Genomic DNA, 26,800 nt, shown 5'->3' with positions numbered 1-26,800 from the left:
GACACATGAATCGGATAATTATTGTATTTCTTTTTGCATTGTCTACCGGTTCGGTTCTAGGTCAAGATATTATTGCTGATATAAAGGTCCAAGGAAATAAAAGAACCAAGACGGCCTTTATAAAAAAGATCGCCAGACTTAAAGCTGGTATGGAATTGGACTCTTCCCTAATAGCCGAGGACATATATCGACTAAAGCGATTGCCATCTGTTTCCCATGCCTATTTTCAGGTATTCCCTGCCAATGAAGAGGGCAGCTATAATGTGTTTTATGGCATTGAGGAAAACTTCACTTTGATTCCCTTTGCCAGTGTCTATACTTCCAACAATGATGAGTTTGCCTTCCGAATAGGATTACAGGAATTTAATGTTCTGGGAAACAACATCACCTTAGGTGGATTTTACCAAAAGGACATTTTTGATTCTTTCGGTGCGCACATACGTGCACCGTATCTGTTTAGCAATAAATTGGGATTGGCTTTTAATTATCAAGATCTAACAACACAAGAACCCGTTTTTTTGGAGAATGGAACGGCGGATTATCGATACAATAATGAATCTTTCGAAGTTCTTGGATTGTATGAATTGAACTTCAGAAACCGACTTGAGCTTGGGTTAAACTTTTTCACAGAAGACTATACATATCTTTTTGGCAGTACAGACCCCTCTGTTCCGCAAGCTCTGAACGTGAACAAATATTTGTACAAGTTCATTTACAATCACGATGCCATTGAATACTATTATCAATATTTATCTGGATTCAAGAGTAGCCTTAATTTTCAATACGTCCACAGTACCAGTCAACAACTACCAGATTTTGTAATTGGTTTCAACGATTTTAGCTATTTCGCAAGGATAGGGCAAAAGGGTAATTGGGCCAATAGATTACGTTTGGGACTTTCCAGTAATATGGACACTCCCTTTGCGCCCTTTGCTGTAGACAATAATCTGAATATCCGCGGAGTAGGGAATAGTATCGACAGAGGTACAGCAGCCATTGTATTGAATACGGAGTACAGGCATACTCTTATTGACAAGGATTGGTTTGTGTTGCAGAGCAATGTTTTTATTGATGGAGGAACTTGGCGGAATCCCGGAGGAGATTTTAGTGATTTTGGTGATAACCAAAACCTTAGGGTATACCCAGGAATCGGAATTCGATTTATACATAAAAGAATATTCAATGCAATTTTCAGAATAGATTATGGGCATGGCATTACTCAAGATGCTACCAAAGGAATTGTATTTGGAATCGGCCAATATTTTTAATTTTGACGTATTTCATCGATGATTTGTGCATTTCATCGATTTTTAGCATATTTGCTTAGCACCCCAGCTTCAAAACATAACTATGAAATTACTACCAGCGCTTTTGCTATGGGCAGGCATGTCTTTGACTTTAGTTGGACAAACTGACTACTATGATGTTGTTGCCGAACCAGGTGATGGTATCTATTCCATTCTTCGAAAGCAAGGATTAGACCCCGTGACCTATTACGAGACATTTTTAAATGCAAATTTGGAAAACATTAAAAATGGAAGCCAATTGCATGAGGGGCGCACCTACAAAATACCGGTTGTAGATGATTCCTTTAAAAAAACGGGGGTCAAGGTTCAATTGATAGATAAAAAGGAAACGCCCATTTTTGATGATGAACTTGCCAATATGTCGCTGAAAAGTCGAACACTAGGTAATGCCATATATTATTTGATTCTTGAGAGTCCGGCGAGCAAAAATAAATTCATTGCTGATATCGCCAACAATCTTGCCGCTTCACTTATGGTGCATGGAGCCAAGGTTTATGTTTTTGGGAGTGGGGAAGAGAATTTGTCGCAAAGCAATCCAGAGACAGCCGCAAAAGAAAAAATGGGACAGTACATTGAAGCTATAAACAAGCGTTATCTTCAAAATTCAGGAAAGTATCAGCGATTACTTGTTATTCGGGCTAATGGTTTAATTGAAAATGGCAAAATGGATGTCGCTGTCTACCATCATCAAAAGAGTGAGAATAGCCAACGTTTTGCTGAGAATATACAAAAAGTCTTTAAGGACAATAGTGTGTCAAATCGTTCTTACAAAGATGTAGAACGAATTTTTGAGGATAGAAATAGTCTTTATTTAGCTACAAATACCCTTCCTGCAGTCAGTTTGTTGACCATCGATGGCAATTCCAAAACCAATAGCCCAAATGGAATACCGGTACGTTCTGATAAAAACAACTTTACAAGTTTGATAACCAGTGGAATCTTAAAAGATTATGCTGATTTGGAAATAGAGGATTAACCTCACGCATTCAGAATATGCTTGGAGTAATATTGGAAAAGCTCTTTGGGACCAGCTCCCAGATAATTTTTCAAGTGGATCATTCCAAAATGAAATTGGATTCTAACCCATCCCTTTTCACGATATTTTCGGGCTGAGGTAATCACTGCTTCCGATAGCACTTTGAATTTTGTTTGTCGGTAAAGCCGTGTAATAAACTCGGTGTCCTCATAAATCAGATAGTCTTCATTAAACCCTTCATTAAGTTCAAAAAGCTCTCGCTTAATGAATAACGATTGATCACCACCCCTGCAGAGCGTATGGTTTATGTGCGATAGCCATGCAAAAAATCGTAAAATGGGGTTTTTGGTATCGAACTGCATTCGAAAGCAACCAGACTCGTGGCCCTCATCAATTGCGTTCAAAATGGTTGTGTCAAAGTGCTTGGGAGTAAGCGTATCCGCATGCAAAAAGTAAAGAATCTCTCCTTGCGCATGCTTAGCGCCAAAGTTCATTTGCCTGGCCCTTCCTTTTTTTGACTGAAGTACCGTGCCACCATGAGCTTTGACCACTTCTACGGTTTTGTCGGTACTTCCTCCGTCGACGCAGATAATTTCTTTAATATTGAATGAGCTGCTAGTTTGCCCGAGGTGCTGAAGAACATCTCCTATGAATCCCTCTTCGTTCAATACAGGGATGATAATACTTATGGATGAATCTTTATTTTGCCTCATTCAAACTCCAATCATAATCTAAGTATTCAATTTTGGAATTTTTACCAATAGGATTGTCTAAATATTGGTTGATGTAGTCCAACAGTTTGCCATTTTCAGTAAAATCACCCTTGTACCATTTAAATATTCTGGAAAGCTGTGCAAAACCATCCCCAAATCGGTTTCTGGTCTTGTCATTTACAAAATCCACAGCTGTTTTAGTAAGTAACCGTTCCATACTTTGAGGAGTAAAAGGAACATTAAGCAGTTTTGGACATGAATAGGAAGCGCAATTAATGGCGAAATGAATACGTGGTTCGTTCATTTTGCGCAAAACCTCATGCTCAATATCGTTTAATGAGGTGGTTTCACTACCCACCTTTATCCATTTTTTCTTCCAGCGGTTTGGAATATCCTTTATGCTTTTAACGGGGTAATGATCTACAATCAATTTTACCGTTGCCGCATTATAAAGGTTGATATAATAAGCGAGTTTTTCGTTTTTCGTCCAATTGTTGGCTGGTGAATTTTGAGCCATTTTGGCCAAATATGCATCCAATTTGGCTATGTCATCTTTGATGCCAGAGTAGTTGACATTGCCCATATCATCGACATATTCTTCCAATAAACTGGCCCATATGGTTTGATCAGGTGATACAATTTTGGGTTGACTGGTTGGCTTTTGAGCCTCAGGTTTTGTTTGTACTTTCTGTTGTACCGACACCAATTTTACAGGAGGTTTAACAAGACTATCCTTTTTTGCCGATGGTGTTTCTTCAATGGCAATCGTAGCTACGGAAGTCTCTTCCTGAACATCATGGGCTTGTTTTTTGACATTGCCATCGCATGAAAACAAGAATATTCCAAGCAATACATTGAGGATAAAGTTCACAGGCCTTTATTAAGATTCAAGTATTATTGTTAGAACAGTCTTAAAAACTGTCCGAACCTTTCATTTTACTTTGAAAAAATCCCTAGCAGCAACCACCTCCGTTGTAATGCCAAGTGCTTTCACTAATGTGAATTTCATCGGAAGCCTGATCTAATGCTGCTGCTGTTTTATCGCATACCGCCAAAGGTTGATTTTGAAGCAATACATGACCCAATCCATCATCAAAATACTCTTGATCACCATAATAAATGGCCGTTTTTCCTGTAAACATACATGGCCCATCTGCTGGCATGGGGTCTTTAATGGCCGCTATTTCAATAGATTCAATATGTACAAGCTCATCTGTGGGGTAGTGATTTGGTGAAAGCACCCTATAAGATTTTCGAGCCCTTATTTCAATTGTGCCAAAACCAGCATCGGTAAGCACTTTTACATAATCTTTTATTGGGATACTTCCGCTTAGGCACAATGCTCTGAGCCTATCATCGTTTCGGAGTTCATCATTCATAGGCTGTTCACAAGTGGGGTCACTCATCACCAATCTACCATGAGGTTTGAGCACACGATACATTTCTGACACTGCCTTTTTTAAATCTTCCATTTTAAAAATGTTGAAAAGACAATTTTGTGCCGCTACATCAATACTCTCATCTGCCACCGGAAGATTCAGTGCATCACCCTTGACCAAATCCACAAATTCACTTTTGAACCAGTCGTTTTCTTCTTCGGCTACCTTAAAGTTTTTGTGGGAGGCCTCCAGCATTTCATCTACAGAGTCTACTCCCGTGATTCCTCCTTTTTGACGAGAGAAATAGGCAAATTGAAGCAGTTCCATTCCGCCACCTACACCTACATACAGCACTTTGGGATTATTGACCAAATCCTGCGCAGAAACGGTACTTCCGCAACCATAATTCATTTCTTGCATGATTTTGGGAATGGAGAGTCCGGGAAACTGCCAAACGGGATTGGTGGTGCAGCAAAGCCCAACATCGGGGGTTAGGGCAGCTTCTTTGTACAGATCTTGCGTTGCATCTAAATAACTCATATCGTCTTTATTAGTTCTTTGAATAATTGGATCATTTTTGGTTCGGTGTCACCCGCAATTTCAATAATCTCTTGTATGTTAACTGGTTGTAGATTATCAGGGTCGCATTCGTCCGTTAAAACAGAGACTGCTACTATTGGTAGTCGTAAATGATTGGCAACAATTACTTCAGGAACAGTACTCATTCCTACGGCATCGGCTCCCAAAATTTTCAACATGCGATATTCTGCTTTGGTTTCCAATTGTGGTCCGACTACTGAGGCATAAACTCCTTTTTTGAGTGATATTCCTTCTTTTAGGGCAATACCCTCAATTTTATTGCGCATATCCAGATCATATGGCTCGGCCATATCTACAAAGCGATCTCCAAACTCGGCCACATTTTTGAAAGCCAATGGAGAACCTCCTTGTAAATTGATATGATCTTCAATGAGCATCAAGTCTCCTTTTTTGAAATCAAGGTTTATTGCACCAGCGGCATTGGAAACGAACAGTTTTTTGATGCCCAGTTGTTGCATCACCCGAATGGGATAGGTAATGTCAAGAAAATCATAACCTTCATATAAATGAAACCTTCCCTGCATTACTACCACCTTTTTATTGGCAATGGTTCCAAAAATAAGTTTCCCGGTATGAAATTCCACAGTGGCCAACGGAAAATAGGGAATATGGTTGTAGTGTGCCTCTATAGGTTGCTCTATTTCATTTACCAATTGCCCTAATCCTGTGCCGAGTACTATGCCAATTTCCGGGGAGTCGAACCCTTTCTTATTTAAATACTCAACCGACTCGTCAAGTTGTTTTTTGGTCATTCTTTTATATGTTTTAAATACGGTCTGAAAGCTTCAACATCTTTAATGTCCTCATAATGATCAACATCGTTTTTTGTAGGGAGGATAAAAACCTTTTCATCTTTTAAATCTTTCATGGTGTTGGACAGTACGGTTTCGGTGCCCCAAGATTTGTTATGAAACACCTTCTTTTTAAGAGATGTCATCCCCAACAGATAATAGCCACCATCTTCTGCCGGTCCAACAACAAAACTATGTGTTTCGAGCTTTTCAAAAGCTTCCTCCAAATCAGTTTGGGAAAGATCGTACATATCGCTTCCAATAATAATGATTTTTTCAAAACCTATGTCAAATCCATGTTCGAATGCTCGCAGCATGCGTTGGCCTAGATCTGCACCCTTTTGCACCTCTTTTTTAAAGGTTTGATCGTCCCAGACATCGTTGGTCCAAATATTTTCGGAATAATAAACGCATTTTTCAGCCTTCAGACTTTTGGTTATCCCAGCGGTATGTGCAAGCAAGAACTCATATATCTCTAAAGCGGTTACATCACCGATTTTGGCCGCAAGTCTAGTTTTGCATTTTCCAAGTTCAGGGTTTCGGGTGAAAATTAGAAGCAAATCCTTTTTTTTGTTCAAAAGCTATGTTTTGTAGGGTGATAATTGCCTTGTGTTAGTCAAAATTCAAATCAATACTTACTAAAGAAATAAACAAGCAAACAGAAAGGCAATTGAAACAGGTCAAAAATAACACTTTACCAAATTGTCAAATATTTATTCTATCTTAATTTTTCAATATTATTGACGCCATATGTTCCGCACGATCTTTACTTTCTGTATAATTGCATTGTTATGTTCTTGTAAGAAAAAGACTAACAAAGACCTTGTTCCCTCAAAACAAGTAGCTTTGAATTATACCGAACAATATCGTCCACAATTTCATTTTTCCCCTCAGGAGAAATGGATGAATGACCCTAATGGTCTTGTCTTTCATAATGGGGTTTATCATTTATTCTATCAATACTATCCTGAAGATATAGTTTGGGGCCCTATGCATTGGGGTCATGCGATTAGCAAAGACATGGTGCATTGGGAACATAAGCCAATCGCTCTTTATCCGGATGAGCATGGACTTATTTTTTCGGGTAGTGCAGTGGTCGACCATAAAAACACATCTGGATTTGCCAACAATGGAGAAACACCCTTGGTAGCGGTGTTTACCTACCATCTCATGGAAGGTGAAAAGGCCGGAAGGACCGATTATCAAACTCAAGGTATTGCGTATAGTCTTGATAATGGAGAAACTTGGGCCAAATATGAAGGTAATCCGGTTATAGGCAATAAGGGAATAAAGGATTTTAGAGATCCAAAGGTATTTTGGCATAACGAAACGGAACGCTGGATTATGGCCTTGGTGGCTGGAGACCATGCAAAGTTCTATTCCTCCAAAAATCTAAAGGAATGGAGTCACATAAGTGATTTTGGAAAGACCCAGGGAGCACATGGCGGAGTTTGGGAATGTCCGGACCTGTTTCCTTTAAAAGTTGAAGGGTCCGATGAGGAAAAATGGATACTTATAATAAGTATAAACCCCGGAGCTCCCAATGGAGGTAGTGGAACTCAATATTTTGTTGGAGAGTTTGATGGCAAAAGATTTAAGTCAGATCAGAAGGAACCCAAATGGTTGGATCTTGGCACAGATAATTATGCAGGAGTAACGTACAACAATACACCTGAAGCCCGTCGTGTTTTTATCGGCTGGATGAGCAACTGGGATTATGCCCGAGACACTCCCACTGAAAAATGGAGAAGCGCTATGACGGTTCCCCGTAAACTTTCCCTAAGAAAGGTTGGAGAAGATTATTTGCTGGCAAATTACCCATTAGAGGAGACAAATTCTCTAGTAGGCGAGACTTTGGCCAAGGACGTAAGTATTAAAGGAAAGAGTACAAAGCTTTTGGAAATTGAGAATTTAAATCAGTCCCAGATTCAATTTCAATCTACATCAAAAGATTTCAAATTGACTTGGAAAAATGAACTGGATGAACAATTGGAACTCATAATGGATTCGAAAAACAATCACCTATTATTTGATAGGATGAAGTCGGGCCAAGTGAATTTTCAATCTGAATTCGGTAATAAAAAACACCACATGCCAATTGGAAAATTGGGTGATGGACCCTATAAGGTAACAATCTTAATGGATTGGTCGTCAATAGAAGTTTTTATCGATAATGGACTCTATGTGATGACATCGCAGATTTTCCCAACAGAACCATATAATCAATTGATTGTTCAGAATATGGATGAAGAATCTATTATCAACAACATCAATGTGCATCGAATGAAATCTATTTGGTAGCTTATTTTGGTTCATTAAAATAGTGCTTGCAATCATACCTTTTTAGCAAAGTTCCATGTTGTAATTTGAGCAGTCATTATCAGACTAATACAGCTCAAACAATTAATAACTATAAGAACATTTAAAATGAGAATAGGAATAAACGGAATGGGCCGAATTGGGCGCGCAGCTTTAAAGGTAATCAACGATACTCCAGGTTTGGAGGTTGTGGCGGTCAACGATATCGTTTCCATTGAAAACACAGCGTACTTGTTGAAGTATGACACCGTGTATGGAGTATACGAAAAAGAGGTTTCCAATGAGGCAAATACCTTGATCGTAGATGGAAATAAAATCAATTACTCTTCAATAAGAACGCCAGAGGAATTGCCATGGAAAGAATTTCAAGTGGATTTGGTTATTGAAAGTACTGGTGTTTTTACCAGTGGGGAAGATGCCGAAAGACATTTAAAAGCTGGAGCAAAAACTGTAGTCATCTCTGCTCCGACCAAGAGTGAGGACACACCCACTGTAGTGCATGGAGTTAACGGTCAAGACGGTGCAACAAGTGTTTTTTCTTGTGCTAGCTGTACCACAAATAATATAAGTCCGATTGTGGAGATTTTGGGAAGGAGAATAGGAATAAAAAAGGCCATCATGACTACGGTTCATGCGTACACAGCTTCCCAAGGGATTGTAGATGCACCGTCAAAGAAGAATTTTAGAATGGGACGAGCGGGTGCTCAAAATTTGATTCCTACCACTACCGGAGCAGCCATTGCTACCACCAAAGCACTACCAGAATATGCTGGAAAATTTGATGGTGTGGCTATCCGCGTACCTGTTCCGGTTGGATCCATTTCTGATATGACCTTCGTTACGGAAAAACCCGTGACAGTAGAAGAGGTTAATCAAATTCTAATGGAAGAAGCCAATACGGAACGTTACAAAAATGTCTTGGACACAACGGATGAGCCCATTGTATCATCTGACATTATACAAAGCCCGTATGCCTCAACGGTAGACCTGGCAATGACCAAGGTTGTAGATGGCGATTTGCTAAAGGTGATGACTTGGTATGACAACGAGTGGGGTTTTACAAACCAAATGGTTCGTCAGATTCTCGAAATAAGAGGTTAAGACCAATTATTAAAAAAGGGCTGCATTTAAATGCAGCCCTTTTTCTTTTGAGACATTGGGTATTGATTCTTACAAGCTTGTTATGATAGACCTAATAAAAATAGTGGTACAGGCTGTTTAGGAGTGAACCTAAAGAGCATGCTATTACAAAATACCAGAAGATATAGCCCATTCTTTCATCTACAGTGTTCATTTCAATAGTGTTTATTCTTGGTTGAGGTTTTATTTATACCTCTAAATTATTGAAATGAAAGCCTCAAAAATCTACAATTTCATTTGTGGCACTGAAAACAATATAATTGGTACCAATTATGCTGTAAATTGCATTTAGGTGAAGTTTGTTAAAAGTATGTAAGTACATGAATAAGTGATACACCTGTCTACATGATAACGATATTCCATCATTAACCAAACAGATATAAAAACTTGCGTGTTATACCAACGGGGTTCCTTTTAAACGCTTTTCAATTTTACGTTTTTTCTCGGTCAGACTTTTCATGACATCCATAAGATTGGAGTCTTTGGTCTCTTTATAAATCTCATTTATGGAAAGTATCAAGCTTTTTGCCTCGCGAGAAGCAGCTACTCTATCACTTGTAGACATATGACTCAAAGTCCTGCCTTGAAATTCTTTTGCCTTTTCTAATAAATCCTCGGACATTTTTATTTAAAATTAATCTAGATCGGCTAAATATAAGCCTTAGTTTCATATTTTCTAACTATACTGCTATTCGATTTTCATATTTATGAAATAATTATGAATCCCGCAATAGCTTAACGGAAATAATTCGAAATTTAAAAATAAGTACATTTTGTACTTTTAGAACATAAAATCAAACCTCAGCATGCACAAAAAAGGGATTTACTACTTTTTGTTAACCATCTTAATTATTGCATGCGACACTAAAAAACCTTCTGTGGACAAAACATTGAATGTTAAGGAAATTGAATTTGATGGTGTTGTGAATTTTCAAAATGTATCCCGATTGTTAGATGAACATGCAGAAACCCATTATGTTGACGAGATAAACTGGGACGACTTTCCCTATAAACCTAAGGTAGGGTTTAAGATCGCGCACAGCAATAATCAGATTTGGTTAAAATATGAAGTAGAAGAAGAGAATATTTTAGCAGAGAAAACCGAGCCCAACAGTTATGTATTCAAGGACAGTTGTGTTGAATTTTTCTTCGACCCCTTGGCAAACGGTGAGTATTACAACTTTGAGATCAATTGTATTGGAACAACCCTTTTGGCGCATGGTCCTCAAAGAAAACCTCGAAAATTTATATCCGGGGATACTATTAAAAATGTGATAAAAACAGAATCTTCTTTAGGATCCGAATCTTTTACTGAAAGGACTGGAGGACATACCTGGGAAATGACAGTAATTCTTCCCGCTGAAATTTTTACCAACGACCCAGGAATTCAATTAAAAGGTCTCCGATCTCGAGGTAATTTTTACAAATGCGCAGATAACACTTCTAAACGGCATTATTTGAGTTGGAATCCGATAGATACAAAAAAGCCAGATTTTCATCGACCAGAGTATTTTGGCGAGTTAATATTTGAGTAGTTAAATGGCGTTAGGGCTGAAGGAAATGGAAAAGATTTTGAACTCCTTCAAACCAAATTAATCACAATGGTGGGTAAAATCCCGTTGAACAGATACTTCTGCGACGCCCTTGGTCTAAATCTTTTGTTTTAAGGAAGTTAAAAGTATAGATTTAGTCGGGCCATCCTATGCGATAAGCCCAAGCAACCCGAAGCACAGACAAAAGTAAAAGTCAGTTTCGATTTTTTGATGTCATTTACCAAATTTTGAAGTCATATAAATAGTATGGTACAACGTATTGATTGACACCACTATAAAGGGAATAATTTTCCACCCGACTTCGAGATTGGAAAATGAACACGTTATTTTGACAAAACCATGGAAGACCAACCAGACCACTCTATGAATAAAGTATTAGCATCCGTAACCTTTGTCTTTCGTTTAAAAGCTGTTCTATGTTATCTTGTTATGGCTACTTTTTTTACCCAATGCGCAAAAGAAGTGGGCCCTATGAACGGGGGTCTTTTTTTACCAGAAGGATTTGAAGCTACGGTTGTAGTTGATAGTACAGAGGGGAAAGTAAGACATATGGCAGTTTCCGAAGATGGATATCTGTATGCAAAGCTCAGAAACTCAAGCGAAAAAGGATCCATTACGGTTCTTCAAGACACGGATGGAGATGGTGGTGCAGATAATATTGAAAGCTTTGGCTCTTATAGAACAAGTCAAAAGTGGAGCTATGCCACCGCAATGCGAATCTACAGCGGATACCTATATTTCAGTTCAGAATTGGTGGTGTATCGATACAAACTTAAACCTGGAACGTTAATTCCTGAAGGAGAAATGGAAATTGTGTTTACGGACGATCACCTCCATGGCAAACACGAACATATTGGAAAACCTTTGGCTTTTGATGACGAAGGGCATATGTATATCCCATTTGGGGCACCCTCCAATGCTTGCCAAAGCCCAAAAAGAACACCTGGGGCACCCGGTCTAGATCCTTGCCCACAGTTGGAAAACCACGGAGGTATATGGCGATTCGATGCCAACAAACTGGGCCAGACCCAAAAAGATGGTTATAAATACGCTTCAGGTATACGAAGTGTTGTGGCCATGGATTGGAATCCAGCTGATAAAAATCTCTATGTTGTGGTACATGGTCGTGATGATCTTTTACGATTGTTCCCGGGCAAATATGATCCTTGGCAAAGTGCTCTTCTTCCATCCGAAGAATTCATCAAAGTAACAGAAGGTTCGGATTTCGGGTGGCCATACTGCTATTACGATCAGCTTAAAGAGAAAAAAGTATTGGCGCCGGAATACGGTGGTGATGGCGAAATTGTGGGGAGATGTGATCAATATGATGATCCCATAGTAGGTTTCCCTGGGCATTGGGCTCCCAACGACTTGGTGTTTTATGAAGGAGATGCCTTTCCTGAACATTATAAAAATGGAGCGTTTATCGCATTTCATGGATCAACAAATAGAGCTCCGTATCCACAATCTGGGTACTTTGTTGGTTTTGTCCCTTTCAAAGATGGCAAGCCATCAGGTAATTGGGAGGTATTTGTAGATGGTTTTGCAGGAGTGGATCCTCTGGAAAGTGTAAACGATGCCATCTACAGGCCCATGGGAATTGCCTTCGGACCAGATGGTGGGATGTACATTTCAGATTCTGTGAAAGGCAAAATATGGAAGGTTAATTATACAGAAGATAGGGATTCATTCGGCAAAGAGCAGTTGGCTCAAATGGAAAAAAGAAAAGAACTTTCCCATATACGGACTCCTGATGCAACAAAAGACCACTTGATGCAGGATGCAGTTTCTGGCGGAGCAAAAACCTATTATACCTATTGTAGTGCCTGTCATCAAAAAGATGGAGGCGGAGCTACGGGAAGATTTCCACCTATAAGTAATACTGATTGGGTCACTGGGGATAAGGAAAGACTGATAAAAATTATTTTAGAAGGAATGGAAGGCAGCATGCAAGTGCACGGGGAAACCTACAATGGGGTTATGCCCCAACATAGCTTCCTGTCGGACGAGGAAATAGCCGATGTGCTGACCTATATACGCTCAAATTTTGAGAATCAGGCAAGTGCGATTGAACCTGAAGAAGTAAAAGAAATTCGAAACAGCTCTGAAACTGGGCTTTAGCGAATATAAAAAATTGACAACCAACAATATTACCTAAGCGGCAATACCATTGCTAGCTAAAAACACTTGAAAATGAAAAAACACACCAAAAACATCCTCCTTGCCATTTTGACCATGTTTATCGCAGGTCAAGTTGAGGCCCAAGAGTATGATATGCTCATTAACGATGGGCATGTAATAGATGCCAAAAATGGAATTGACGAGGTTATGGATGTGGCAATTCTCGACGGAAAAATTGCCAAAGTAAATGCCAGAATCCCCGAACGAAACGCTAAAAAAGTAATCAATGCCAAAGGGTATTATGTGGTACCAGGTTTATTGGATATCCATAGTCATAACTTCCATGGCACAGAACCCGATGCATACCTAAGCAATAGTGATACAGCATTACCTCCTGATGGATTTTCATTCCGTAGCGGGGTAACCACAATTGTAGATGTTGGTGGAGCAGGCTGGAGAAATTTCAAGCAATTTAAAAAACAGACCATTGACCGTTCCAAAACAAGAGTACTTTCCTTTTTAAATATTATAGGATCAGGAATGAAGGGAGGGGCCATCGAGCAAAATATTGCAGACATGGATCCCAAATTAACGGCCATGGTTGCAAAACAATACCAAGGAGTGGTTGTTGGTGTAAAGTTGGCCCATTATCATGGATTCGATTGGGTTCCGACCGAACGAGTTGTTGAAGCAGGCAAACTGGCCAATATTCCGGTAATGATTGACTTTGGAGGAAGTGATCCCGAATTATCGATAGAAACACTGTTTATGGAAAAGTTGAGGCCGGGGGATATTTTTACCCATACTTATGCCCATGTAAACGGAAGAACCCCTATTGTGGATGAAAGTGGGAAAGTCAGGGATTACGTCTTTGCTGCCCAAAAAAGGGGGATAATTTTCGATGTTGGTCATGGAGGAGGGAGTTTTTTGTTCGAACAAGCTGTACCTGCAATGAAACAAGGTTTTAAACCCAATTCCATAAGCACAGATTTACATACTGGGAGTATGAACGGGGGAATGAAGAGCCAAATCAACGTAATGTCCAAATTCCTTAATATGGATATGCCCTTGAAAGAGGTAATTGCAGCATCCACTTGGCAACCCGCTAAAATTATTCAAAGAGAAGATTTGGGTCATTTATCCGAAGGTGCCGTTGCAGACGTCGCAATTTTGAATCTAAGAAAAGGAAACTTTGGGTTCATCGATACCCAAAGAAAGAAAATGCAGGGCGACAAAAAGTTGGAATGTGAATTGACCGTCCGAGAAGGAAAAATAGTATGGGACCTGAACGGAATGGCTAGCGCTCCATGGAACGAATAACCACCTAAAATATAACACCGACCAAATGAAAAAACAATACCAAATTCTTCTAATTGCTTCGCTGGTCTGCTTATTGACCACTATTGTTATGCTTATTTTGGGAAATGGAGAACAGACAGGACCTTTTATTGTGTTCTTTTTCCTTTTGCTGGCTTTGGCCATCAGGGGACATAAGAAATTTAAAGGATTTTCATTTACCGTTTTAGTGTTTGCTGCGGTCAGTGTTTCAATGTTTTATCCATCTTTTTTTACCAGCATAGGTGACTTTCAATTGAAATCATTAATAGTTCCCCTCCTACAGCTGATCATGTTCGGAATGGGAACGGCAATGAGCATAAAGGATTTTGCTGGAGTGGTTAAAATGCCCAAGGGTGTTTTGGTTGGATTGATTTGCCAGTTTACAATTATGCCGGTGTTGGGCTTTGCAATTGCAAGTATGTTTGGTTTTCCAGCCGAGATTGCCGCCGGAGTGGTGTTAATTGGGTCATCTCCGAGCGGATTAGCTTCCAATGTAATGGCCTATTTGGCCAAAGCAAATCTTGCATTGTCTGTTACCCTTACGGCAGTTTCCACGGTATTGGCCCCACTTATGACACCGCTGTTGATGGAAACCTTTGCCGGACAGTTTGTTCCCATTGATTTTTTAGGAATGATGTTAAGTATTGTCAAAATTGTGATTCTACCTATTATAGCAGGATTGCTTTTCAATTATTTTTTCCATGGAAAAGCAAAATGGTTGGATAAAGCTATGCCCGTTGTATCCATGGCAGGTATCGCATTGATCATTGCTATAATCACCGCAGCGGGAAGGGACAGTTTGCTCACTATTGGACTTTTCTTGATTGTAGCGGCCATCATACATAATATCGCAGGTTATTTCTTGGGGTACTGGTCGTGTCGAGCATTGAAAATGAAAGAACAAGATTGCCGAACAATTGCCCTTGAAGTGGGTATGCAAAATGGTGGATTGGCCTCTGGCATTGCCTTGGAAATGGGAAAAGTGGCCACGATTGGATTGGCACCGGCCGTTTTTGGTCCATGGATGAATATTTCTGGTTCTTCTTTGGCGACCTGGTGGCGCGACAAAGACCCAGATAAGAAAAGTGATGAATCTGAAGAAACATGAAAATCAAAATGAACACAACCAAATTTTTGAAAATGAAATTAATCTATAGATTAAGCCTTTCCATGGGCCTTTTATTTTTTGCCTTTGGAAATGTAAACGCGCAGACATTGACCAGGGAACAAATGGTGTTCCTTACCCCCCAATGGACCGGGGAAAGATTTGAGGACGGAAGGCCCAAAGTGGCTGATGACGTTCTGAAACGGATGAAAAATGTCACCATAGAAGAAGCATGGGGCGTGTTACGCAACGAAGGCTACCACAATCAGTTTGAAAGTGGTTGGCAGCCTTTGCACGATGATGTACCGGTTGTAGGCCGTGCCTTGACCGTTCAATATATGCCCAATAGGCCCGATGTATCGGACCAGATTAAGAAAAAAGGGAAAGCAGATGGTCGAATTGGCAACACCAATTCATGGCCCATTGATATGTTGGTTGAAGGCGATGTTTATGTAGCAGATGCTTTTGGAAAAATTGTGGATGGAACTTTGATTGGGGACAATTTAGGTAATTCTATCTATGCCAAATCAAAAAATGGGGTTGTTTTCAATGCTTCCAGTAGGGATATGGAAGGACTCTCAGAAATTGAAGGCTTCAATGCTTTTGTGAGAGGATGGGACCCATCTTTTCTTACCGAAGTAATGCTGCTCAGTATCAATACTCCCATACGTATGGGAGCAGCTACCGTACTTCCTGGCGATATAGTTTTGGCCAAAAAGGAGGGAGTTATGTTTATCCCTGCCCATTTAGCTGAAAAAGTAGTGGTCACTTCCGAAGTGGTTCGTCTTCGCGACCTGTTCGGAATCTCAAGATTAAAAGAAGGGAAATATACGCCCGGGCAAATTGATAATAAATGGACCGAGGAAATAGAAAAAGATTTCTCACAATGGTTAAGAAGCCACATCGACGAACTTCCTGTTCCGAAGGAACAAGTTCGGGAACTATTAAAAAAACGCATGTGGTAACAACCAAACTCAAAAGATTAAAAACAAATCATTAACTAAAGCATTATAAAATGGAAAGAACAGATAGAAGATCCGCATTTAAAAAATTAGGAATGGGCGTAGCGGCCTTATTGGGTGTAGGCACAATAAAGGCGATGGGAAAAGAATCAAAACCCAAAAAAGAAGTAGTGGGAGATATTGTACAGGATAAAAAGATTCCATTGTTCTCTGGAGCGGTAAAACATGGGAACACCCTTTATGTAGCTGGAAAAGGAGCACATTTTGAAGGAGATATAAAATCCCATACCGATCATGTGCTAAAGGAGATTGAAAAAGAACTGGTAAAACACGGTTCATCCATGGATAAGGTGCTCAAAGTAAATGTGTATCTACATGATTTAGAAGATTATCATGGAATGAATTCTGTTTACAGAGGTCGTTTTGGTGAGAACCCACCTGTACGAACCACGGTTGCCGTTTATGGTGGAGTGCCAGGTGACTCTTTGGTAGAGATTGATTGTATTGCTGCAGTAGACTAAAAATTAGAGAAATGAAAAAATCACAAGATAAACTTACTAGAAGAAAACTAATAAAGACCCTTTCAAGCCTTCCTGTTGTGGGAGGATTGGTCGGGACAGGCTTGCTTACCCCACAAATGATGCATGCCGCAGTTGAAACCCCAGCTTCTCGGAACTTTTTTAAAGAATTGGGAATAAGAACTTTCATTAATGCAGCGGGCACATATACTTCTATGACAGGCTCGCTTATGTCAGATAATGTACTTTCAGCTATCACTTTTGGAGCTACGGAGTATGTAGATTTGGATGAACTTCAAGATAAAGTAGGCGAGCGAATAGCAGAATTGTTGGAGTGCGAGTATGCTACGGTGACCTCAGGAGCTTTTGGAGCTATGTCGATTGGAATGGCAGGAGTATTATGTGGAATGGATACCAGCAAAGTATCACAATTACCAGATACAACTGGACTTAAAAATGAGGTTATCCTTCAAGATGCACATAACATTGGGTATTCTCAAGCTTTGACCAATGTAGGTGGAAAGTTGGTTCGCGTGAAAACCACAAAAGAACTGGAAAAAGCCATCAACAAGAACACAGCAATGCTATGGTTTTTAAATGCGAACACAGAGGAAGGGGAAATTAAAAGAGAAGAGTTTGTTGCTTTGGGCAAAAAACACGGAATACCAACCTTTATTGATTGTGCTGCCGATGTGCCTCCGGTAGAAAACCTATTCAAATTCACAAAAATGGGATTTGATTTAGTTGCTTTTTCAGGGGGAAAAGGAATCAGAGGGCCACAAAGTGCTGGACTTTTATTGGGAAAGCGTAAGCATATCGAAGCTGCTAGATTACATACCCCACCTAGAGGAACTACCATTGCTAGAGGGATGAAAGTAAACAAAGAAGAAGTACTCGGAATGTTGGCAGCTATTGAAACCTATTTACAAAAAGACCATGACGCGGAATGGAAACTGTGGGAAAGTCAGATTAAATTGATTAGCGATAGTGCATCATCGGTAAAAGGAGTGGAAACTGAGATTCATGTTCCACCCCATGCCAACCACGTGCCATCCTTAAAGATTACATGGGATGAAAATGTGGTTAAGATTACCGCTGAAGAAGCTCGAAAGAAACTGAAAGATGGACATCCTTCCATTGCCACCGTTGGAAACAAAGACACCATTGGCATAACCACGTGGATGATGGTTCCTGGTCAAGAACGAATCGTTGCACAAAGAGTGAAGGAAGTGCTGGAAAACGTTTAATTTTATGAAAATCCAATAAACTTTTGACCATGAAGAATTATTTTTCAGGAATACTACTTTTATTGTTGTTGGTTTCCTGCGTAATATCCAACGAAAAAAAGGAAGAAATAACTACAACCGATGAAGTTGCTGAAACAAAAGCTCCTGATTACGACCCGGAAGCCAAACTGGAGGAATTGGGGATTGAATTAAGCACACCCTCCGCACCGGTGGCTAATTACGTCAATGCGGTCCGCACTGGAAATCTGATTTTTTTGGCAGGGAAAGGACCTTTACAATCCAATGGTGAGTATATTACCGGAAAGGTGGGAGAGGACTTGTCCATTGAGGAAGGATACTATGCGGCCAGAGTTACCGGTATTAACCAATTGTCCGTTCTTAAAGCTGAGCTTGGCGATTTAAGTAAGGTGAAACGGATTGTAAAAGTATTGGGAATGGTAAACGCCGCTTCCGATTTTACAGACCATCCCAAGGTTGTCAACGGATATTCAGATTTAATGGTGCAGGTTTTTGGAGAAAAGGGCAAACATGCCCGTGCCGCTGTTGGAATGGGATCACTTCCGACCAATATCGCAGTAGAAATTGAAATGATCGTTGAGGTGGAATAAGAACTTCCATAACCCATGAAACAAGAAAATCGCAACATCTTAATACAAGATAATTGCGATTTTTTCTTGTGGTACCTCCAGGAATCGAACCAGGGACACACGGATTTTCAGTCCGTTGCTCTACCAACTGAGCTAAGGTACCATGCTCATAAAGCGGGTGCAAATATAATTTCAAAATTAGGATATACAAACAAAAACTTGAAAAAAGGCAAGGGTTTTTTTTCAATTCTCCATCTTTGTATTATGAACTTGGTAATAGACATTGGAAACACCTTGATAAAGTATGCCATTTTTGAAAATGGTACAATCTTGTTCGATCAAGGCTCTGAGTCTAACCTGTTTTTATCTAAGGTAAAAGAACTGTTTGAAAAATACCCTAAAATTGACCATGCATTGATTTCCTCTGTAGGACCTCTTGAGCGCAAGGAGAGGGATATTGTTTCATTATTCTGTAAAGTGCATGTCCTATCCAATGCATCAAGAATACCGTTCAAAAACAGTTATGCCACGCCCCATACCTTAGGTATGGATCGTGTGGCTTTGGCCACCGCGGCATTTTATAAATACCCAAGACGGAACACCTTGGTGATAGACGCCGGCACTTGTATTACTTACGATATGATCAATGATTCAGGAGAATATGTTGGCGGTGCTATTTCACCGGGCATTCAGATGCGTTATAAGGCTATGCACAACCAAACTGCAAAGCTTCCATTACTGCAGCCCGAAGAGATTTTGGATTTCATTGGAAATTCTACCCAAACCAGCATGCACAGTGGTGTTGTTAACGGAGTTTCACAAGAATTGGATGGCGTAATAAGTCAGTATAGAACCCGCTTCAAAGATTTAACAGTTATTTTAACAGGCGGAGACTCCCATTTTTTTGCTAAACGACTAAAAAATACCATATTTGCGAATTCTAAATTTCTCTTGGAGGGGCTTAATTACTTGCTGGAATACAACAAACGCTAGATGGTAAAGAAATTTTTGATTGCTTTTTTTTGCGTAGCCGCACACGGCATTTTTGCGCAAAACGGTACCATATCACCCTATTCGTATTTTGGAATAGGAGACCTTAAAAACGGTGGTGCAGTAGAAAACCAAATGATGGGAGGTATAAGCATGTATGGCGATAGTATCCACTTGAACCTTACCAATCCTGCAGCATATTCCAAATTAAAACTGACGGTTTATACGGGAGGTATATCCAGAACAGAATTTAAGCTGGAGGATTTTACAGAAACGCAAAGCGCTTCCATCACCAATTTGGATTATTTGGCCATTGGATTTCCAGTCGCTAAAAATGCCGGAATAGGTTTTGGTCTCAAGCCTTTTTCATCCGTGGGGTATAACCTTACCGATGAGACTACAAATACAGACCAGCAAACGGTGACCAATGTTTTTACAGGAGAAGGAGGATTGAACAGAGCTTTTCTTTCATTTGGATTTGAACCGATAAAGAACCTGAGCTTAGGTGCTACCGCTAATTTTAACTTCGGAACCCTCGATTACCGAAGATTGCAAAGTGTTGAAGGCGTACAGTTAGGCACTTTGGATGATAGGGAATCGCGAATAAACGGTTACGATTTTACTTATGCCCTTAATTATACCCCAACTATAAAGGATAAATACACTTTATATACTTCGCTGTTGATAGACACTCAGATTAACCTTACTTCCCAGAATTCAGCACGGTTGGGCTCATTTTCATTGGTGACCGGAGATGATGTAGAGGTAATCGATGTAAACCTTGATGCAAGTAATTTAAGAAATACCGAGTTGAAAATCCCAACCAGAACAACTGTAGGCCTTGGTTTTGGGGAAAACAAAAAATGGTTTTTGGGCGGAGAATATAGTTTTCAAAAATTCAGTGAATTCAAGAACGACTTTTTAGGATTGAGCAATGTAACCTACAATGACGCGAGCACCTTTGCTTTCGGAGGGTATTATATACCCGACTATCGCTCACTATCTAGCTACTTTAAAAGAATAACCTACAGGGCTGGAGTCCGCTATGATGTAAGCGGATTAGAGGTAAATAACAAGGAGATAAATGATTTTGGCATAACTTTTGGATTTGGGTTACCGTTGAGCAACAACTTTTCCAATGTCAACGTAGGTTTCGAACTAGGTAAACGTGGAACAACAGATGCCAACCTGATAGAGGAAAATTACTTTAAGGTCAACATCGGTTTATCTTTGAATGATAGATGGTTCATCAAAAGGAAAATAAATTAAGAACAAGTCTTTTTTTTGAATTATCCATAAATAACCACCAATATATGTTGCATTAAGATGATTTTTTCATGAAAATTTGTACATTAACCGCTTTAAAATTAGTAAGATGAAGACGAAACACTACTTAACGATGATAGCGATTCTTATGTCGATGGGATTAAGTATGGCCCAAGCTCAAAATCCTGAGTGCATGACCAATCTTTCCATTTATGCAGAACACGCAAAAGTTAAAAATTACGATGCTGCTTATGAACCATGGAAAATGGTCTACGAAAGTTGCCCAGATATCAATAAGGCAAATTTCACCTATGGTGAGCGTATTCTAAAACACAAGATCAAAAACTCTTCCGGTGCCGATAAGGATGGATACATTCAAGAGCTTTTGTCAATGTATGACAACAGCATGAAATATTTCCCGACCAAATTTAAAGTGGCAGACGTTGTAATCGATAAAGTTTTGTTGCAGTATGACAACAAAATGACTTCAGATGACAAGGTTTACGAAATGTTGAACAAAGCCTTTAAGGAGGATAGGAAAAACTTCAAAAACCCAAAGGCACTCTACCTATATTTCTCAAGTTTGGTAGATTTGCACGAAGGAGGTAAAAAAGATTTGCAAGAGGTTTTTGATACCTATGATGATGTAACCGAAAAAGTAGAAGAAGAAAACAAAAAATTGACCAGCGTAGTTACTAAATTACTTCCAAAGGATTCAATTGGAAACATAACTACAAAAGAAAAAAGGCAACTTAAGGCCGCTACGGTAAACTCAAAATCTTACGGTAAGATTGCTGGCAGTATCGATTCTAAATTAGGCGCACTTGCGGAATGCGAGAACCTTATTCCCCTTTACGAAAAAAGCTACGAAGCCAAAAAGAACGACGTGAACTGGGTGAAGCGTGCTGTGGGAAGAATGTTCTCCAAAGAATGTACAGATGATCCAATGTTTAGAAAACTGTTCGAAGCGCAATTGGCATTAGACCCTTCTGCAGATGCCTATATGTATGGTGGCGTATTGAAACAAAAATCAGGAGATAGCAAGGGAGCTATTGCTGATTTTAACAAGGCAGTCGAGTTGGAGACTGACTCGTACAGAAAATCCAATATCCTATATAAGATTGCTACTACGGTTAGAAGAAGTAGTAAATCAAAAGCTAGAAGCTACGCGCTTAAAGCTATTGATGCAAACCCAGCAAATGGGAAAGCCTATTTGTTGATTGCTAACCTATACGCAGGAAGTGCCAATGCATGTGGAAAAACTCCTTTCGAGAAAAGAGCTATCTATTGGAAGGCAGCTGAAATGGCCAGAAAAGCAGGTCGTGTAGATCCATCGTTAAGTGGACGTGCTAGTAGATCTGCAGCAAGTTATACAGAGAGAGCTCCTTCAAAAGAAATGATCTTCAGCTCTGGCATGGCCGGAAAGCGTGTTACTTTCAGCTGTTGGGTAGGAGGCAGTGTAAAGGTGCCGAGTTTGTAGCGTGAAACAGACATCAAAAAATAATTTAATGAGTTTTGCCACGGTCATCGCCGTGGCAATCCTTTTTATGTCCTGTACGGACAACTATCAGCGGGTCGGAGAAGAGGCAGTCAAACCCATTTTTCCGCAAGGTGTGGCACAAAATTTTACCCTTACCTACACCGAGACTCCCAAAGAATTGAGTTCTGAGGATGCAGATAGCACCAAGGTCATAGCCATTCTTACCAGTCCCATTACCGAAGATTACGATAACCAGAGTTTCAAATACCGTACATTTCCAGATGGGTTGAAAGTCGATTTTTTCGATGACAAGAATCAAAAAAGTGTTATCACCGCGGATTACGGAATAGTCTATTCACAGACCAATTTAATAGATTTGCAGGGCAATGTGGTCATAGAAAGTCATGATGGGACGAAATTGGAAACTCCACAGTTGTTCTTTGATCGAACCAACAATTGGATTTTTACCGAGGAGGCCTTCACATTTACCAACCCAGAAGATGGTTCCGTTATGGATGGGGAAGGAATGGATTTCAATAGGGACCGTACCTATTTTAAGGCTCACAAGACTTACGGTTTAATGACAATAAAAGAAAAAGAACTGGATGATTAAGATTTTAAAATATACCGAATACTTGTATCTGGCCGTAGCTGCCATTTCTATATATAAAGTTGCCGAACTTTGGAGTGTAGAACCCAAAGAAACCTATATTTTCATATTTTTTGCTGTGGTTTCCATAGCCATGTTCCTTTTCAGGAGAAAATATCGGAAACGATTCGAACAACGAAAAAAAGATAACCAATAGACCAACCGTTGAGCACATCGGTAATCATTATAATACTGTCTCTCGTATTTTCAGCATTCTTTTCAGGAATGGAAATAGCTTTTGTATCGGCCAACCGTATTCATATTGAAATCGAGAAAAAACAGGAAGGTTTTTTTGCCAAGGTACTGACTTGGCTCACGCAAAAACCCTCAAAGTTTATCGCCACCATGCTTATTGGTAACAATATTGCCTTGGTGATTTACGGACTGTTCATGGGCGATATGCTTATGGAGTGGTTTCAACAATTGCTCCCTACTACATCTGAGTTTTTAAACTCAATGTTGACAGATTTCAGCATGCTTTCCCAAACCATGATCTCAACCTTGATCATTTTGGTTACAGCAGAGTTTTTGCCTAAAGTTCTGTTTCAAATTTACTCCAACACCCTGCTTAAGGTATTTGCCATTCCTGCCTATTTTTTTTATTTACTATTTTGGTTTTTCTCATGGATTGTAATCAAGGTTTCTGACTTCATTCTCCGGGTATTTTTTAAAACCGAGGGCGATCAAGTACAACTGGCCTTTACAAAACTGGAATTGGGCGATTATATCACAGAACAAATGGAAGCTGTTGAAGAGGAAGATGAGGTGGATTCCGAGATTCAAATTTTCCAAAATGCACTGGAGTTTTCAACTGTGAAAGCCCGGGAGGTTATGGTGCCGCGTACCGAGATCATGGCTGTGGAAATCGATGAGACCCCTAAGAACCTGGCCAAACTATTTTCAGAGACCGGTTACTCCAAAATATTGGTATATAAAGAAAGTATTGATGAGATTATTGGGTATGTACACTCCTACGAGCTGTTCAAAAAGCCAAAGACCATAAAAAGCATACTTCTTCCGGTGGAATTTGTCCCAGAGACCATGTTGGTGCAAGATATCCTAAATGTACTGACCAAAAAAAGGAAGAGTATGGCGGTGGTACTGGATGAATATGGAGGAACATCTGGTATTTTGACCGTGGAAGATATAGTAGAAGAATTGTTTGGCGAAATAGAGGACGAGCACGACTCTACAGACCTTCATGAAGAACAGTTGAGTGAGAACGTTTACAAATTCTCGGCCCGATTGGAAGTCGATTACATTAATGAGCATTACAAGTTGGAACTTCCGGAAAGTGAAGAATACGAAACCTTGGGGGGATTGATCATGAGTGAAACCGAAGAGATTCCAGAATTGGATTCAGAAATAAAGACTGAAAATTTTACATTCCGCATTCTTGAAGTGTCCAACACCAAAATCGACCTGGTCAATGTGCACGTTCATCCTGAAGATTAACAGTTTCCGTACTTCGTAGTACTTTCCTATTTGAAAAGAAAATGGTATTTTCGCCCACTGAAAATAAAGAAAACAAGCAGTAAAATGGCAATATTAGAGAATATTAGAAAACGAACAACTGTACTGATTTTGATCATTGGTATGGCATTGTTCGCATTTGTAATATCTGGAGTCTTCACCAGCAACGACCTTGGTGGTGCAAAAGTAGGCTCATCTGTAGTTGAAGTAAATGGGGAAAGTGTTTCCATTGACGATTTTAGAAGAGAAGTAGAAAATGCCTCAAGAAGATTTGGCCCCAGCATTTCCTCTACCCAATTGGTGAATACCGTATACGATCAAGAATTGAGAAAAGCCATTTTGGAGCAACAATTCGAAGATTTGGGGATTGATGTGGAAAGCGACCAAATTATAGAGTATGTTAAAACTTCAGGATATGCACAAATTCCTGATTTTTTGGATGAAAACGGAATCTTCAACGAAGAAGTTTTTAGAAGTGCCATTGCAGATTGGAAGGCCAATGACCCATTACGATATGATGCTTGGTTGCAAGATGAACAACGCATCATTCAATTAGCAAAAGAACGTATGTATTTTAACCTGATCAAAGGTGGTGTCGGAGCAACACTCTCAGAAGGGGAGTTCGATTACAATATGGCCAACGAAAAAGTAGATATCCAATACGTGCGTGTACCTTATACCACTATTGCCGATAGTACAATTCAGGTTTCCAAAGATGATATACAAGCTTATATTAGTCAGCACAAAGACGATTTTAAACAAGACAAGGCGCGTGATATTCGTTTTGTGTTTTTTGAAGAGAAAGCCTCAGGTGATGATGAGACAGCTGTTGAAGATGCCATTACCGCATTGCTAGAAGATTCTATTGAGTATTCTGAAGAAAGAGATGCCAATGACACTATTCCCGGTTTCAGGAATACACAAGACATGGCTGCCTTTTTGGATAGAAACTCCGATAGCAAGTTCGACACTATTTACAAATCCAAAAACGAACTGCCAATTGTTGTTGCGGACACCTTAATGACATTGGACGCTGGAGAAATCCACGGACCATACCGCGATGGTGGATTCTTTAAGGTTTCCAAAATAATGGATGTAAAACCCGAAGGTTCCGTCAAGTCAAGCCATATTCTTTTTGCATATGCCGGTTCCGAAAGAGCTGCAGCGAACATCACAAGAACAAAAGAAGAAGCAGAAGAAGAGGCGAAAAAGATGCTAATTGAAGCAAGAAAGGCCGATGCCAATTTTGCGACCTTGGCAAGAGAAAATTCAGACGACCCAACTGCTGCGCAACGCTCCGGAGATATCGGATACTTTCAAGAATCCAATCTAGGGTTGGCCGAAGCATACAGAAATTATCTATTTTCTCATGATTTGGACGAGATTGGTATGGTGGAGACCCCTTTCGGCTTCCATATCATCAAAATAGATGATAAGCAAGACTTAGTGCAGGTAGCAACACTTTCAAGAGAGATAGAACCCTCAGAAGAGACCATCAATACCTTGTTTACCGATGCCACCAAGTTTGAAATGGCATCCATAGATGCAGCACCTGAAGCTTTTGGTGATATTGCCAGAGAAAGCACCTATACGGTTAGACCTGTGAACAAAATCAAAGAGATGGACGAGAACCTTCCAGGCTTGTCAGCACAAAGAGGAGTTGTACAATGGGCCTTTAATGACGATACTAAGGTGGGTGACATCAAAAGATTCAACATCAACAATGGATATGCCGTAGTGCAGCTTACCAAAAAATATAAAGAAGGATTGATGTCTACAGAAGATGCCTCGGCTACTGCGTTACCAAGAATCAGAAAAGAACGTAAAGCAGAGCAGATAATAAATGCAAACCAAGGAAAAACTTTGGATGCCGTTGCTAAGGACAATAACGTTAACCTTTCCAACGCTTCAGCATTGACCTTAAAATCTCCGACCATTCCTGGAGCAGGTCGTGAACCTTTGGTGGTTGGGACCGCATTTACCTTGGCTCCAGATGCAACGTCTACACTTGTTGAAGGTGAAACGGGAGTATTTATCCTGAAGGTCACCAAAAAGGAAGATGCTCCTAGCGTGGACAATTTTAGCACTTACGCCAATACGTTAAAAACAAATGCAGCCAGCCGTGTAAACAATGCAGTTTACAATGCGCTAAAAGAAGGTGCTGAGATTGAAGATAAAAGAGCTACTTTTTATTAAGAAGCAAAAGAACAGTAAAAAAAAGCCACTCTTAAGAGTGGCTTTTTTTGTTTTCGGGAATTCAATTCAATGGTCCAATGTATACATTGA

General features: G+C 39.8%; 25 protein-coding genes and 1 tRNA gene. 19 read left to right on the top strand and 7 right to left on the bottom strand.

The window, feature by feature from the left end:
* The first annotated feature begins 5 nt into the window (after positions 1 to 5).
* Both IAG46_RS08510 and IAG46_RS08505 read left to right on the top strand, forming a co-directional pair.
* Positions 6 to 1,268 (top strand): POTRA domain-containing protein, encoded by a 1,263-nt coding sequence (locus IAG46_RS08510; protein ID WP_190809929.1) that lies wholly within the window; start codon positions 6 to 8, stop codon positions 1,266 to 1,268.
* An 82-nt stretch (positions 1,269 to 1,350) separates the two neighbouring features.
* On the top strand, positions 1,351 to 2,283 hold the full coding sequence (locus IAG46_RS08505) for an N-acetylmuramoyl-L-alanine amidase (RefSeq protein ID WP_190809928.1): 933 nt from the start codon (positions 1,351 to 1,353) through the stop codon (positions 2,281 to 2,283).
* A 2-nt stretch (positions 2,284 to 2,285) separates the two neighbouring features.
* Here IAG46_RS08505 and IAG46_RS08500 read toward each other — a convergent pair whose 3' ends face one another.
* The 5 genes from IAG46_RS08500 to IAG46_RS08480 all read right to left on the bottom strand — a co-directional run bounded on the left by IAG46_RS08500 (position 2,286) and on the right by IAG46_RS08480 (position 6,344).
* Positions 2,286 to 2,996, bottom strand: coding sequence for a TIGR04283 family arsenosugar biosynthesis glycosyltransferase (locus tag IAG46_RS08500; protein ID WP_190809927.1), 711 nt, complete (start codon positions 2,994 to 2,996; stop codon positions 2,286 to 2,288).
* Positions 2,983 to 3,867: a DUF547 domain-containing protein gene (locus tag IAG46_RS17830; protein WP_190809926.1), complete on the bottom strand. Its 885-nt coding sequence runs from the start codon at positions 3,865 to 3,867 to the stop codon at positions 2,983 to 2,985. Before IAG46_RS17830 ends, IAG46_RS08500 begins: the two co-directional genes overlap by 14 nt.
* A gap of 82 nt (positions 3,868 to 3,949) precedes the next feature.
* Positions 3,950 to 4,915, bottom strand: coding sequence for an arsenosugar biosynthesis arsenite methyltransferase ArsM (gene arsM / locus IAG46_RS08490; protein ID WP_190809925.1), 966 nt, complete (start codon positions 4,913 to 4,915; stop codon positions 3,950 to 3,952).
* Positions 4,912 to 5,727: a purine-nucleoside phosphorylase gene (locus tag IAG46_RS08485; protein ID WP_190809924.1), complete on the bottom strand. Its 816-nt coding sequence runs from the start codon at positions 5,725 to 5,727 to the stop codon at positions 4,912 to 4,914. The genes arsM and IAG46_RS08485 overlap by 4 nt, the downstream gene beginning before the upstream one ends.
* Complete coding sequence (locus tag IAG46_RS08480) at positions 5,724 to 6,344, bottom strand: TIGR04282 family arsenosugar biosynthesis glycosyltransferase (RefSeq protein WP_190809923.1); 621 nt, start codon at positions 6,342 to 6,344, stop codon at positions 5,724 to 5,726. The genes IAG46_RS08485 and IAG46_RS08480 overlap by 4 nt, the downstream gene beginning before the upstream one ends.
* 268 nt (positions 6,345 to 6,612) lie before the next feature.
* On the opposite strand from IAG46_RS08480, the gene IAG46_RS08475 reads away from it, so the two are divergent.
* Both IAG46_RS08475 and gap read left to right on the top strand, forming a co-directional pair.
* Positions 6,613 to 8,067 (top strand): glycoside hydrolase family 32 protein, encoded by a 1,455-nt coding sequence (locus tag IAG46_RS08475; RefSeq protein WP_223826633.1) that lies wholly within the window; start codon positions 6,613 to 6,615, stop codon positions 8,065 to 8,067.
* Between the two features lie 126 nt (positions 8,068 to 8,193).
* Positions 8,194 to 9,186, top strand: coding sequence for a type I glyceraldehyde-3-phosphate dehydrogenase (gap, locus tag IAG46_RS08470; RefSeq protein WP_190809921.1), 993 nt, complete (start codon positions 8,194 to 8,196; stop codon positions 9,184 to 9,186).
* Positions 9,187 to 9,619: 433 nt separating this feature from the next.
* Here gap and IAG46_RS08465 read toward each other — a convergent pair whose 3' ends face one another.
* Entirely contained in the window at positions 9,620 to 9,847 is a 228-nt protein-coding gene (locus IAG46_RS08465) for a hypothetical protein (protein WP_190809920.1), read from the bottom strand.
* 184 nt (positions 9,848 to 10,031) lie between these two features.
* Here IAG46_RS08465 and IAG46_RS08460 point away from each other — a divergent pair, with 184 nt between their 5' ends.
* The 8 genes from IAG46_RS08460 to IAG46_RS08425 all read left to right on the top strand — a co-directional run bounded on the left by IAG46_RS08460 (position 10,032) and on the right by IAG46_RS08425 (position 18,677).
* Complete coding sequence (locus IAG46_RS08460; protein ID WP_190809919.1) at positions 10,032 to 10,760, top strand: carbohydrate-binding family 9-like protein; 729 nt, start codon at positions 10,032 to 10,034, stop codon at positions 10,758 to 10,760.
* Between the two features lie 381 nt (positions 10,761 to 11,141).
* Positions 11,142 to 12,899 carry a c-type cytochrome gene (locus IAG46_RS08455; protein WP_190809918.1) on the top strand — a complete coding sequence of 586 codons (1,758 nt, stop codon included), beginning with the start codon at positions 11,142 to 11,144 and terminating at the stop codon, positions 12,897 to 12,899.
* Between the two features lie 72 nt (positions 12,900 to 12,971).
* Positions 12,972 to 14,219, top strand: coding sequence for an amidohydrolase/deacetylase family metallohydrolase (locus tag IAG46_RS08450; RefSeq protein WP_190809917.1), 1,248 nt, complete (start codon positions 12,972 to 12,974; stop codon positions 14,217 to 14,219).
* A gap of 25 nt (positions 14,220 to 14,244) precedes the next feature.
* A complete protein-coding gene (locus IAG46_RS08445; protein WP_190809916.1) occupies positions 14,245 to 15,345 on the top strand; it encodes a bile acid:sodium symporter family protein in 1,101 nt (366 codons plus the stop codon).
* A 32-nt stretch (positions 15,346 to 15,377) separates the two neighbouring features.
* The gene (locus IAG46_RS08440; RefSeq protein ID WP_223826632.1) at positions 15,378 to 16,307 is read left to right on the top strand and encodes an RraA family protein; all 930 of its coding nucleotides are present in this window, start codon (positions 15,378 to 15,380) and stop codon (positions 16,305 to 16,307) included.
* A 50-nt stretch (positions 16,308 to 16,357) separates the two neighbouring features.
* Positions 16,358 to 16,825: a RidA family protein gene (locus IAG46_RS08435; protein WP_190809914.1), complete on the top strand. Its 468-nt coding sequence runs from the start codon at positions 16,358 to 16,360 to the stop codon at positions 16,823 to 16,825.
* Between the two features lie 11 nt (positions 16,826 to 16,836).
* Positions 16,837 to 18,069, top strand: a complete 1,233-nt coding sequence (locus IAG46_RS08430; protein WP_190809913.1) for an aminotransferase class V-fold PLP-dependent enzyme — start codon at positions 16,837 to 16,839, stop codon at positions 18,067 to 18,069.
* A 29-nt stretch (positions 18,070 to 18,098) separates the two neighbouring features.
* On the top strand, positions 18,099 to 18,677 hold the full coding sequence (locus tag IAG46_RS08425; protein WP_190809912.1) for a RidA family protein: 579 nt from the start codon (positions 18,099 to 18,101) through the stop codon (positions 18,675 to 18,677).
* A gap of 69 nt (positions 18,678 to 18,746) precedes the next feature.
* Here IAG46_RS08425 and IAG46_RS08420 read toward each other — a convergent pair.
* Positions 18,747 to 18,819 (bottom strand) — tRNA-Phe (locus IAG46_RS08420).
* 101 nt (positions 18,820 to 18,920) lie between these two features.
* On the opposite strand from IAG46_RS08420, the gene IAG46_RS08415 reads away from it, so the two are divergent.
* The 7 genes from IAG46_RS08415 to IAG46_RS08385 all read left to right on the top strand — a co-directional run bounded on the left by IAG46_RS08415 (position 18,921) and on the right by IAG46_RS08385 (position 26,710).
* The gene (locus IAG46_RS08415) at positions 18,921 to 19,649 is read left to right on the top strand and encodes a type III pantothenate kinase (RefSeq protein WP_190809911.1); all 729 of its coding nucleotides are present in this window, start codon (positions 18,921 to 18,923) and stop codon (positions 19,647 to 19,649) included.
* A complete protein-coding gene (locus IAG46_RS08410; RefSeq protein ID WP_190809910.1) occupies positions 19,650 to 20,915 on the top strand; it encodes a hypothetical protein in 1,266 nt (421 codons plus the stop codon).
* 106 nt (positions 20,916 to 21,021) lie between these two features.
* On the top strand, positions 21,022 to 22,392 hold the full coding sequence (locus IAG46_RS08405) for a hypothetical protein (RefSeq protein ID WP_190809909.1): 1,371 nt from the start codon (positions 21,022 to 21,024) through the stop codon (positions 22,390 to 22,392).
* Between the two features lie 28 nt (positions 22,393 to 22,420).
* Complete coding sequence (gene lptC / locus IAG46_RS08400) at positions 22,421 to 23,005, top strand: LPS export ABC transporter periplasmic protein LptC (RefSeq protein WP_223826631.1); 585 nt, start codon at positions 22,421 to 22,423, stop codon at positions 23,003 to 23,005.
* Positions 22,998 to 23,198, top strand: coding sequence for a hypothetical protein (locus IAG46_RS08395; protein WP_190809907.1), 201 nt, complete (start codon positions 22,998 to 23,000; stop codon positions 23,196 to 23,198). The genes lptC and IAG46_RS08395 overlap by 8 nt, the downstream gene beginning before the upstream one ends.
* 8 nt (positions 23,199 to 23,206) lie before the next feature.
* A complete protein-coding gene (locus IAG46_RS08390) occupies positions 23,207 to 24,496 on the top strand; it encodes a hemolysin family protein (protein ID WP_190809906.1) in 1,290 nt (429 codons plus the stop codon).
* 84 nt (positions 24,497 to 24,580) lie between these two features.
* Complete coding sequence (locus IAG46_RS08385; RefSeq protein ID WP_190809905.1) at positions 24,581 to 26,710, top strand: peptidylprolyl isomerase; 2,130 nt, start codon at positions 24,581 to 24,583, stop codon at positions 26,708 to 26,710.
* Positions 26,711 to 26,800: the final 90 nt, after the last annotated feature.

Origin of the sequence: Flagellimonas sp. S3867 (assembly GCF_014698935.1) — a bacterium.
Taxonomy (GTDB): Bacteria; Bacteroidota; Bacteroidia; order Flavobacteriales; family Flavobacteriaceae; genus Flagellimonas.
The sequence above is the reverse complement of the archived record's forward strand: the minus strand, read 5'-3'. Positions and strand labels throughout refer to the sequence as shown.